Genomic DNA, 10,238 nt, shown 5'->3' with positions numbered 1-10,238 from the left:
CACGACACCGCGATGATCCTCGGCGCGCTGGGCTGGTCGGCCTACGACGGCAAGGCGGAAGTGGTGACGCCCTACTTCGGCTCCTCGGGCACCGGGCAGATCAACGCGATCTTCCCGGTCACGCCACAGGACGGCCGCGCCATCCCGAAGGCCCAGGCGTCGAGCGCCGAGGGCTTCCAGGCTGTTTCACGCCTCTGAGGTCCTCATGCCGCATCTCGTCATCCTCTACACACCGAACATCGAGCGCGAAACCGACATGACTGCGCTGTGCCGCACGCTGGCCGACACCATGCTCGAACAACGCGACGAAGCGGGCAAGCAGGTCTTTCCGACCGGTGGCACGCGCGTGCTCGCCTATCCGGCCGCGCACTATGCGGTGGCCGACGGCAAGGGCGACTACGCCTTCGTCTATCTGAACCTGCGCATGGGGGCCGGACGCAGCGACGCGGTGAAGAAGCGCGCCGGCGACGCGATCATCGACAGCGCGAAGCGGCACTTCGAACCGGTCTTCGCCAAGCGCCTCATCGGCATCACGCTCAACGTGGACGAAAGCCCCGGCCAGGTGTACGACGGGAAGCACAGCAACCTGCATCCACTCTTCAACAAATAGATCGCCATGCTTGCCAAGGACGTCATCCAGCAACTCGCCGCCGAACTGCACGAAAGCGAGAAGTCGCGCGTGCAGGTCGAGCACTTCTCCAAGCGCTTCCCCGAAATGACCATCGAGGACGGCTACGCGATCTCGCGCGAATGGGTCAAGACCAAGATCGCCGAAGGCCGCACGGTCAAGGGCCACAAGATCGGCCTCACCTCGCGCGCGATGCAGCAGGCCAGCCAGATCACCGAGCCCGACTACGGCACGCTGCTCGACGACATGTTCTTCGAGCAGGGCGGCGACATTCCCTTCAAGCGCTTCATCGCGCCGCGCATCGAGGTGGAGCTCGCCTTCGTGCTCGGCAAGCCGCTCAAGGGGCCGAACGTGACGATCTTCGACGTGCTCGCGGCCACCGACTACGTGGTGCCGGCGATCGAGATCATCGACGCGCGCATCGAGCAGTTCGACCGCCACACCAAGGTCATGCGCAAGGTGTTCGACACCATCGCGGACAACGCGGCGAATGCCGGCATCGTGATGGGCGGCCGGCCGGTGAAGCCCGATGCGGTGGACCTGCGCTGGGTCAGCGCCCTGCTCTACAAGAACGGCGTGATCGAGGAATCGGGCGTGGCCGCCGCGGTGCTCAACCATCCGGCCACCGGCGTGGCCTGGCTCGCGAACAAGCTCGCGCCATGGGACGAGCACCTCGAAGCGGGCGAGATCGTGCTGGGCGGTTCGTTCACGCGGCCGACCAACGCGGTGCCCGGCGACACCTTCCATGCCGATTACGGCCCGCTGGGTTCGATCGCCTTCCGCTTCGTCTGAACGCCGACTGAAAGAACAAACATGCAAACCCCTACGAACCTCTTCAAACAAGCCCTCATCGAAAAGCGCGCCCAGATCGGCCTCTGGCTCGGCCTCGCCGATGCGTACAGCGCGGAGATCTGCGCCGGTGCCGGCTTCGACTGGCTGCTGATCGACGGCGAGCATTCGCCCAACGGCCTGCAGAGCGTGCTGCAACAGGCGCAGGCGATTGCGGCCTACCCGGGTGCGAACGCGATCGCGCGCGTGCCGCTCGGCCACGGCGACGCAGGCGCGGCGCTGATCAAGCAGTACCTCGACCTCGGCGTGCAGACGCTGCTGGTGCCGATGGTCGACACCGCCGAGCAGGCGCAGGCGATCGTTCGTGCGATGCGCTATCCGCCGCATGGCATCCGCGGCATGGGCGGTGCGCGTGCATCGGGCTGGGGCCGCTATCCGGCCTACGCGAAGGAAGCGAACGACCGCGTCTGCCTGCTGGTGCAGGCGGAATCACGCGAGGCGCTCGCGAACCTCGATGCGATCGCTGCGGTCGACGGCGTGGATGGCGTCTTCATCGGCCCGGCCGACCTTTCGGCATCGATGGGCCATCTCGGCAATTCGAGCCATCCGGAGGTGCAGGCGGCGATCGAGGATGCGATTGCGCGCATCAACCGCGCGGGCAAGGCCGCCGGCATCCTGACGCCGGATGAAGCGCTGGCAAAGCGCTATCTCGAACTCGGCGCGCTCTTCGTGGCGGTCGGACTCGACACCAACCTGCTGGTGCGCCACACGACCGCGCTCGCCGCGCGCTTCAAGAACGGCGCGGCCGCAAAGCCGCAGTCCGGCGGCACCTACTGATCGTTCGCCCGACATGAGCGACGCCAGTTCCCCGCGCAAGACCTTCCGCTCCGCGATCATCCGCGACGGCGTGATCCGCGCGACCACGCGCAGCTTCCTGCACGCGCTCGGGCAGGACGACGAAGACATCGCGCGCCCGCACGTCGGCGTGTTCCACACCGGCGGCGAGATGAGCCCGTGCAACCTGAACCTGCGCGAGCAGGCGCAACATGCCAAGACCGGCATCTACGCGGGCGGCGGCACGCCGCACGAATGCCCGGTGGTGTCGGTGAGCGACGGGCTCACGATGGCGCACTCGGGCATGCGCTTCTCGCTCATCTCGCGCGAGTTGATCGCCGACAGCGTCGAAGCCTCCACGCGCGGGCACCAGTGGGACGGCATCTTCGGTATCGGCGCCTGCGACAAGAACCTGCCGGGGCTGATGATGGGCATGGTCCGCTGCAATGTACCGAGCGTGTTCGTGCACGGCGGCTCGGCGCTGCCGGGCCAGACGCCGGGGCCGGATGGGCGCGACATCAACGTGGTCGACACCTACGAGACCATCGGCAAGGTGCTGGCCGGCGATGCGACGGCGAATGACCTCGAAGCGATGAGCCGCGCCTGCCTGCCGACCGCCGGCGCATGCGCGGGGCAGTTCACCGCAAACACCATGGGCATGGTCTCCGAAGCGCTCGGACTCGCGCCGATCGGCTCCAGCATGGTGCCGGCGGTGTTCAGCGAACGTGCGCCGCTGATGCGTCGCGCCGCCAGGGCGCTGATGCGCGCGGTGATGAACGACGGCCCGCTGCCGCGCGACATCGTCACGCGCAAGGCGCTGGAGAACGCCTGCGCGGTGGTGTCTGCCACCGGCGGCTCGACCAATGCGGCGCTGCACCTGCCGGCCATCGCGCACGAAGCGGGCTTGAAGTTCCACCTCGACGACGTGGCCGAGGTCTTTGCGCGCACCCCGCTCATTGCCGACCTGCGGCCGGGCGGCCAGTACCTGGCGCGCGATGTGTACTACATCGGCGGCGCGGGCGTGATCCTGCGCACGCTGCTCGAACAGGGCTTTCTCCATGGCGATGCGATGACCTTCACCGGCCGCACGCTGGCCGAGGAAATCGCCGACGCCGCCGAGCCCGACGGACGCGTGGTGCGCAAGGCCGGCAATGCGATCTCGCGCGACGGCGGGCTGGCGGTGCTCAAGGGCAATCTCTGCCCGGATGGCGCGCTGCTCAAGACGGCGGGCCTGAAGACGCTGGTCCATCGCGGGCCGGCGCGCGTCTTCGATTCCGAGGAAGAGGCACAGACGGCGGTGCAGAACCGTCGCTACGAACCGGGTGACGTGATCGTCATCCGCAACGAGGGTCCCAAAGGCAGCCCCGGCATGCGCGAGATGCTCGGCATCACCGCGCTGCTCTACGGGCAGGGCATGGGCGACAAGGTGGCGCTGCTCACCGACGGGCGTTTTTCGGGCGCGACGCGCGGGCTGTGCATCGGTTACGCCGGGCCGGAATCGGCCGATGGCGGGCCGATCGCGGCGCTGGCCGACGGCGACGTCATCACGATCGATGCCCGGCCCGAGGCGCGCAGCATCACGGTCGAACTGACGGACGCGGAGATCGCCGCGCGAATTGCCAAACGTGAGGTAAACGCGGGGGTCCGGCATGGTGGCTTGCTGGAAAAATACGCGCACACCGTGCGCCCGGCTCACCAGGGCGCGGTGACCCACTCGGGCGCGGTCACGTGGCTGCGCGACGAGTCCTGAAGCCACACCCCCTTGGAGACATCATGACCCTCACTCGCCGCAGCCTGCTGCAAACCACCGGCGCCACCGCACTGCTTGCCAGCATCGGCCAGCAGGCCTTCGCGCAGGCGGGCTTCGAGACCGCGCGCATCATCACCGGCTTCGCGGCCGGCGGCACCTCGGACACCACCTGCCGCCGCCTCGCGACGGCGATGACGCCCGGCTATGCAAAGTCGGTCGTGGTGGAAAACAAGACCGGCGCCGGCGGCCAGATCGCGGTGACCTACGTGAAGACCCAGCCGGCCGACGGCGCGACGATCCTGCAGACGCCGACCTCGATCCTCACGATCTACCCGCACATCTACAAGAAGCTGCCGTACGACCCGATGGTCGACCTGTCGCCGGTGTCGCTGGCCTGCGTGTTCGACTTCGGCTTCGCGGTCGGCCCGGCCGTGCCGCTGAGCGTGAAGACGGTTCCGGAATTCCTGCAGTGGGTGAAGGCCAATCCGACCGGCGGCAACTTCGGCTCGCCGGCCGCGGGCTCGACGCCGCATTTCATCGGTGCGCTGCTCGGCAAGAGCGCGGGCCTCGAACTCAAGCATGCCGCCTATCGCGGCACGCAGCCCGCGATGCTGGACCTGCTGGGCGGCAACATCTCGGCGGTGTCGGGCCCGATCGGCGACATCATGCAGCACCTGCCCACCGGCAAGGTGCGCATCCTGGGCGTGTCGGGCGAGAAGCGCAGCCGCTTCACGCCCGATGTGCCGACCTTCGGCGAGCAGGGGCTCAAGAACATGGCGCACAGCGAGTGGTTCGCCTTCCTGCTGCCGGCGAAGGCGTCGTCCGACGTGGTCGGGCGGCTGAACACGGCGATGAAGAACGCGCTGGCGCAGAAGGATGTGATCGACGGACTCGCCGGCTTTGGCCTGGAGGCGATGTCGTCGACGCCGGGCGAACTCGCCGACCTGTTGAAGAAGGACACGGCCAAGTGGGCGCCGATCGTGAAAGAGATCGGCTTCACGGCTGAAAGCTGACCCTCGCGCGCATTGAAGGCGCCGGGGGAGATTGTTGGAACTTTGAAGGAAACGAAATGAGCACTCCCTCCTCCGCGCCTTCTGCGCTGGTCCACCCGGCCCTCCACCCCGACGAGCGCGCAGCGCGGCTGCAGCTCGCGGCCTGCTATCGCGTCTTCGCGATGCTCGGGTGGACCGAGATGATCTACAACCACATCACGGTGCGCCTGCCGGACAGCGTGACCGGCGGCGAGAAGCAGTTCCTCATCAACCCGTTCGGCCTGCACTACAGCGAGGTGACGGCGAGCAACCTGGTCAAGATCGACCTGCACGGCAACGTGCTCGACGGCTCCACGTACCCGGTCAACCCCGCGGGCTTCACGGTGCATGCGGCGATCCACGACGGACTTCCCGATGCGCATTGCGTGATGCACACCCACACCACTGCCGGCGTCGCGGTGGCCTGCCTGCAGGGTGGCCTGCAGCAGACGAATTTCTACACGGCGCAACTGCATGACATGGTCGCGTACCACGACTTCGAAGGCATCACGATCCATGCCGACGAGGGGCCGCGCCTGCTCAAGAGCATCGGCAACAGGCCGGCGGTGATCCTGCGCAACCACGGCCTGCTGGCCTGGGGGCAGACGCTGCCGCAGACGTTCGCGATCCTCTGGACCTTGCAGCGCGCCTGCGAGATCCAGATGGCGACGTTCTCGATGGGTGCGGCGATTCCGGTGTCGGAAGACATCGCCCGCAAGTGCACGCGCGATGCGCTGCAGTTCAATCCCAATCACGGCGCGGGCCAGGACGTCTTCGACGCGTTGGTGCGCCAGGTCGATCGTATCGATACCTCCTACAAGAACTGAAAGAACTGAAGGCTCGGACTTAAATCATGAAGGTTTGCATCTACGGCGCCGGTGCGATCGGCGGCTGGATCGGCGCGAAGCTCGCGCAAGTGGGCTGCGAGCTCGACGTGGTGGCGCGCGGCGCAACGCTCGAAGCGCTCAAGCGCGACGGCCTCACGCTGGTGAGCGGCGACAAGCGCGTCACCGTGCCGGTCAATGCCAGCGACGATCCGGCGGCGCTCGGCGTCCAGCAACTGGTGATCGTGGCCGTGAAGGCACCGGCGCTTCCTGCAGTGGCCGAACGTATCGCGCCGCTGCTCGGGCCCGACACCATCGTGCTCACCGCCATGAACGGCGTGCCATGGTGGTTCCTGCAGGGTGGCTTCGGCGGCCCCGTGGCGGGCGCGCAGCTGCAGGCGGTCGATCCGGGCGGAAAGATCGACGCGGCGATTCCGGCGAAGCATGTGGTCGGCGGCGTGGTGCATGCGAGCTGCGCGCTGGACGCGCCGGGCGTGGTGCGGCATCACTTCGGCAACGGGCTCATCATCGGCGAGCCATCGGGCGAATCGACCTCGCGCGTTCAGGCCCTGGGCGAACTGCTGGCCCGCGCGGGCATCGACACGCGCATCTCGCCGCAGATCCAGAAGGACGTCTGGTACAAGCTTTGGGGCAACATGACGGTCAACCCGATCAGCGCGCTGACCGGGGCCACGACCGACCTGATCCTCAATGACGACCTGGTGCGCGGACTTATCTCCACGATCATGCTGGAGGCCAAGGCGATCGGCGAGCGGATCGGCGTGCCGATCGCCGACAGCCCCGAAGACCGCCACGCGGTCACGCGCAAGCTCGGCGCCTTCAAGACCTCGATGCTGCAGGACGTGGAAGCCGGCCGCGCGGTGGAGCTCGATGCGCTGGTGTCCGCGGTGCGCGAGCTCGGCCAGCTCGCAGGCGTGCAGACGCCGTTCACCGATGCGCTGCTGGGGCTGGCGCGGTTGCGGACGCGACAACTGGGGTTGTACTGAACCCGGCTCGGCGCACTCAGCGGTGAAGCAGCTGATGCACCGCCGCAGGCAGTGAATTCACCTGCGGCATGAAGCGGTCGATGACCGCACCCAGCACCACGGCACAGAACAAGGCTCCGAGCAGCGGCTTCCAGGTGAGCCGCACGGCGGCCTGCAGCCATCCCTCGCGCGCCACGCGGATCGCGGTGCGCGCCGAGGCGTACGAGAACGCGAGCTCGATGGCGACGGCGAGCAGCGCGTCCCAGCCGAAATACAGCATGGCGAGCGCGCCCGCGCCGCACACGATCGCGACACAGATCAGGAAGATCGCGACCACCGGCACCACGATCACGACCCCTTCGTCCACGCTGCCGGCGGCCTCGAGGGCACCGCTCACGACGTCGGAGGCGCCGCTGCCGGAAGGATGGTGGATCGCGCCGCTTGGCCGCGGCGAATTCCATTCGAGGACGCCCGGATCGGGCACGTCGGGATCGAACCGGGCGTTGCGCCGCACCAGCCGCTGCGCCCACCAGCGCAGGGCCAGCAGGTAGGCGGCATAGCCGGCGCCCAGCGCGATCACATAGCGCAGCGCGAGCGAATCGACTCCGAACAGCATCAGCGCATGCGACACGAGCCAGGTCACGAGCAACGTGAAGGTGCCGATCAGCAAGCCGTGCACGCGCAGGTTGTAGCTGCGATGCAGGTCGCGTTCGACCTGCGTTTCCCACAGGCGCACCGAGCGCCAGTCCGAAAGAATCTTCACGCGGCGGGCGGACTCAGTCGACCGCGACCGGCACGCGCCGCGTCACTGCGCACATCAGCTCGTAGCCGACGGTGCCTGCCGCCTTCGCGACGTCGTCGATCGGGAGCACCGCACCGTTCGACGCTCGCCCCCACAAGGTGACCTCGCTGCCGAAGCCGGCGTCGGGCACGGGCGTGAGGTCGACGGTGATCATGTCCATGCTCACGCGCCCGACCATGCGGGTGCGCACGCCGCCCACCAGCACCGGGGTGCCGGTGTCGCAATGCCGGGGGTAGCCATCCGCGTAGCCGACCGCGGCGACGCCGATCCGCATCGGCCCTTCGGCGGTAAAGCGCGATCCGTAGCCGATGGTGTCGCCCGCCTTGAGGGTCTGCACCGAAATCAGCCGGGTCGAGAGCGTCATGGTCGGCAGGAGCTGCCAGTGCGCCGCGTCGTGCTCCGGAAAATCCGGCGAGCTGCCGTACAGCAGGATCCCGGGCCGCACCCAGTCCGCACGCGCCGCCGCCGCGTGGCGCAGCGTCGCGGCGCTGTTGGCGATCGAGCGCTCGCCCGGCAGATCGCGCGTGGCCTCGTCGAACACTTCGAGTTGATGCGTGATGCCGCGGGGGCCGTCGGCATCGCTGAAATGCGTCATCAGCGAGATTTCGTCGACCTGCGGCAGCGCGTTGAGCCGCGTCCAGGCGGCCCGGAAACGCTCGGGCGTGAAGCCGAGCCGGTTCATGCCGGAGTTCATCTTGAGGAAGACGCGGTGCGGCACCTGCGTCTTGTGCGCGGCCAGCCAGTCGATCTGCGCGTCGCAATGCACCGCATGCCAGAGGTCGAGCCGCGAACAGAGTTCGAGATCGCGCGCGTCGAACACGCCTTCGAGCAGCAGTACCGGGCCGCGCCAGCCGAGCGCGCGCACCCGCTCCGCTTCGTTCAGATCGAGCAGCGCGAAGCCGTCCGCGGCACGGAAGGCATCGAAGACGTGCTCGATGCCGTGGCCGTAGGCATTGGCCTTCACGACCGCCCAGACGCGCGAATCGAGGGCCGCGCGGCGCGCCCGATCGAGGTTGTGTTGCAACGCAGCGGAATGGATGGTGGCAAGGATCGGACGCGGCACGGCAAAAAACCCCAGGGAAAGCTGAAAACACGCACACAAACACGCCCCGCACTACGGGACATCGCGCGATTTTGACATCGCACCCCCATGCTATAACCGCGCAGCCGCCATTGAAGCGGCCCCTCTTCCACCATCGCCAGATTTCGTTGCTGGCCAGTCTGCCCATCGATGAAGCGCGGTTTCTACACGATCATGTCGGCCCAGTTCTTTTCGTCACTGGCCGACAACGCACTTTTCGTGGCTGCGGTGGAACTCATGCGAAGCAACGGCGCGCCTGAATGGCAGCGCGCCGCGCTGGTGCCGATCTTCACCATCTTCTACGTGGCGTTCGCGCCGCTGGTGGGCGCATTCGCCGACGCCTTGCCCAAAGGCAAGGTGATGTTCATCAGCAATGCGATCAAGGTGGTCGGCTGCGTGATGATGCTGTTCGGCTCGCACCCGCTATTCGCGTACGCGATCGTGGGGCTCGGCGCGGCGGCGTACTCGCCGGCCAAGTACGGCATCCTGACCGAGCTGCTGCCGGCGTCGCAGCTGGTCAAGGCCAATGGCTGGATCGAGGGCCTGACGATCGCATCGATCATTCTGGGCATCGTGCTCGGCGGGCAGCTCGTCGGCCACACGCTCTCCAGCCACCTGCTCGCGTTCAACTTCCCGTTCATCGACACCGGCGTCGAGACACCGCCCGAGGCGGCGATCGCGACGCTGATCCTGGTGTACGTGGTCGCGGCCTGGTTCAACACGCGGATTCCGGACACCGGCGTCGAGATGCGCCCGCTGCGCGCCAATCCGCAATACGGCTTCGTGCGCAACATGGTGGCGCTGCTCCCGGATTTCTGGCACTGCAATTCGCGCCTGTGGCGCGACAAGCTCGGCCAGATCTCGCTGGCGACCACCACGCTGTTCTGGGGCGCCGGCGGCAACCTCAAGTACATCGTCCTGGCCTGGGCCTCGCTCGCGCTGGGCTACAACACCGCGCAGGCGTCGTCGTTGACCGGCGTGGTCGCGATCGGCACGGCCATCGGCGCGGTGGTGGCGTCGATGCGCATGCGGCTGGACATGGCGACCCGCGTGATTCCGCTGGGGATCGGCATGGGCATCCTGGTGATGGCGATGAACTTCATCGGCAACATCTGGGTGGCGGTACCGTTCCTGATCCTGCTGGGCGGCCTGGGTGGTTTCCTCGTGGTGCCGATGAATGCGCTGCTGCAGCACCGCGGCCACAACCTGATGGGCGCGGGCCGCTCGATCGCGGTGCAGAACTTCAACGAGCAGGCCTGCATCCTGATCCTCGGCGCGTTCTACAGCGCGTGCACGGGGCTGGGCATGTCGGCGTACGCAGCGATCTCCGCATTCGGCGTGGTGGTGGCCGGGTTCATGTGGCTCATCAAGCGGTGGCATCAACGGAACCTGCGCAAATATCCCGAGGAAGTCGAGCACCTCCTTGCCATTGCCCGCAGCGATAAACATCATTGATGACCCCCAGGCTCGCGCACTTCGTGTCGCTCTCCACTCCCTTCCAGGGGGCAATCCC

Annotated in this window: 10 protein-coding genes and 1 pseudogene; 9 read left to right on the top strand and 2 right to left on the bottom strand. The window is 67.5% G+C overall.

Annotation, left to right across the window (positions count from 1 at the left end):
* The 8 genes and pseudogenes from BLW05_RS29060 to BLW05_RS29025 form a co-directional block, all read left to right on the top strand.
* Positions 1-198, top strand: a pseudogene (locus tag BLW05_RS29060) (3,4-dihydroxyphenylacetate 2,3-dioxygenase); the annotation flags it as partial.
* 7 nt (positions 199-205) lie between these two features.
* A complete protein-coding gene (locus BLW05_RS29055; RefSeq protein ID WP_093167189.1) occupies positions 206-610 on the top strand; it encodes a 5-carboxymethyl-2-hydroxymuconate Delta-isomerase in 405 nt (134 codons plus the stop codon).
* Positions 611-616: 6 nt separating this feature from the next.
* Positions 617-1,420, top strand: a complete 804-nt coding sequence (gene hpaH / locus BLW05_RS29050; protein WP_093167187.1) for a 2-oxo-hept-4-ene-1,7-dioate hydratase — start codon at positions 617-619, stop codon at positions 1,418-1,420.
* Between the two features lie 21 nt (positions 1,421-1,441).
* Entirely contained in the window at positions 1,442-2,254 is an 813-nt protein-coding gene (locus tag BLW05_RS29045) for an aldolase/citrate lyase family protein (protein WP_093167185.1), read from the top strand.
* A gap of 13 nt (positions 2,255-2,267) precedes the next feature.
* Positions 2,268-4,001, top strand: coding sequence for a dihydroxy-acid dehydratase (ilvD, locus tag BLW05_RS29040; protein WP_093167183.1), 1,734 nt, complete (start codon positions 2,268-2,270; stop codon positions 3,999-4,001).
* A gap of 23 nt (positions 4,002-4,024) precedes the next feature.
* The gene (locus BLW05_RS29035) at positions 4,025-5,014 is read left to right on the top strand and encodes a Bug family tripartite tricarboxylate transporter substrate binding protein (RefSeq protein WP_093167181.1); all 990 of its coding nucleotides are present in this window, start codon (positions 4,025-4,027) and stop codon (positions 5,012-5,014) included.
* 56 nt (positions 5,015-5,070) lie between these two features.
* The gene (locus BLW05_RS29030) at positions 5,071-5,859 is read left to right on the top strand and encodes a class II aldolase/adducin family protein (RefSeq protein ID WP_093167179.1); all 789 of its coding nucleotides are present in this window, start codon (positions 5,071-5,073) and stop codon (positions 5,857-5,859) included.
* Between the two features lie 26 nt (positions 5,860-5,885).
* Positions 5,886-6,863, top strand: a complete 978-nt coding sequence (locus BLW05_RS29025; RefSeq protein WP_093167177.1) for a 2-dehydropantoate 2-reductase — start codon at positions 5,886-5,888, stop codon at positions 6,861-6,863.
* Positions 6,864-6,879: 16 nt separating this feature from the next.
* Here the strand turns inward: BLW05_RS29025 and BLW05_RS29020 are convergent, their stop codons facing one another.
* Together BLW05_RS29020 and alr are read right to left on the bottom strand one after the other, a co-directional pair.
* Positions 6,880-7,605 (bottom strand): hypothetical protein, encoded by a 726-nt coding sequence (locus tag BLW05_RS29020; RefSeq protein ID WP_093167174.1) that lies wholly within the window; start codon positions 7,603-7,605, stop codon positions 6,880-6,882.
* A gap of 13 nt (positions 7,606-7,618) precedes the next feature.
* On the bottom strand, positions 7,619-8,707 hold the full coding sequence (alr, locus tag BLW05_RS29015; RefSeq protein ID WP_093167172.1) for an alanine racemase: 1,089 nt from the start codon (positions 8,705-8,707) through the stop codon (positions 7,619-7,621).
* A 168-nt stretch (positions 8,708-8,875) separates the two neighbouring features.
* On the opposite strand from alr, the gene lplT reads away from it, so the two are divergent.
* The gene (gene lplT, locus BLW05_RS29010; protein WP_093167170.1) at positions 8,876-10,180 is read left to right on the top strand and encodes a lysophospholipid transporter LplT; all 1,305 of its coding nucleotides are present in this window, start codon (positions 8,876-8,878) and stop codon (positions 10,178-10,180) included.
* The last annotated feature ends 58 nt before the right edge of the window (positions 10,181-10,238 follow it).

It is taken from the genome of Variovorax sp. YR216 (assembly GCF_900107745.1).
Lineage (GTDB): Bacteria > Pseudomonadota > Gammaproteobacteria > Burkholderiales > Burkholderiaceae_C > Variovorax.
Note: the sequence above shows the minus strand (reverse complement) of the source record. Positions and strands in the feature narration are given on the sequence as shown.

Bases quoted from the DNA above. Each gene is read 5' to 3' on its own strand.
- BLW05_RS29055 (WP_093167189.1), top strand. From the start codon at position 206: ATGCCGCATCTCGTCATCCTCTACACACCGAACATCGAGCGCGAAACC.
- hpaH (WP_093167187.1), top strand. From the start codon at position 617: ATGCTTGCCAAGGACGTCATCCAGCAACTCGCCGCCGAACTGCACGAA.
- BLW05_RS29045 (WP_093167185.1), top strand. From the start codon at position 1,442: ATGCAAACCCCTACGAACCTCTTCAAACAAGCCCTCATCGAAAAGCGC.
- ilvD (WP_093167183.1), top strand. From the start codon at position 2,268: ATGAGCGACGCCAGTTCCCCGCGCAAGACCTTCCGCTCCGCGATCATC.
- BLW05_RS29035 (WP_093167181.1), top strand. From the start codon at position 4,025: ATGACCCTCACTCGCCGCAGCCTGCTGCAAACCACCGGCGCCACCGCA.
- BLW05_RS29030 (WP_093167179.1), top strand. From the start codon at position 5,071: ATGAGCACTCCCTCCTCCGCGCCTTCTGCGCTGGTCCACCCGGCCCTC.
- BLW05_RS29025 (WP_093167177.1), top strand. From the start codon at position 5,886: ATGAAGGTTTGCATCTACGGCGCCGGTGCGATCGGCGGCTGGATCGGC.
- lplT (WP_093167170.1), top strand. From the start codon at position 8,876: ATGAAGCGCGGTTTCTACACGATCATGTCGGCCCAGTTCTTTTCGTCA.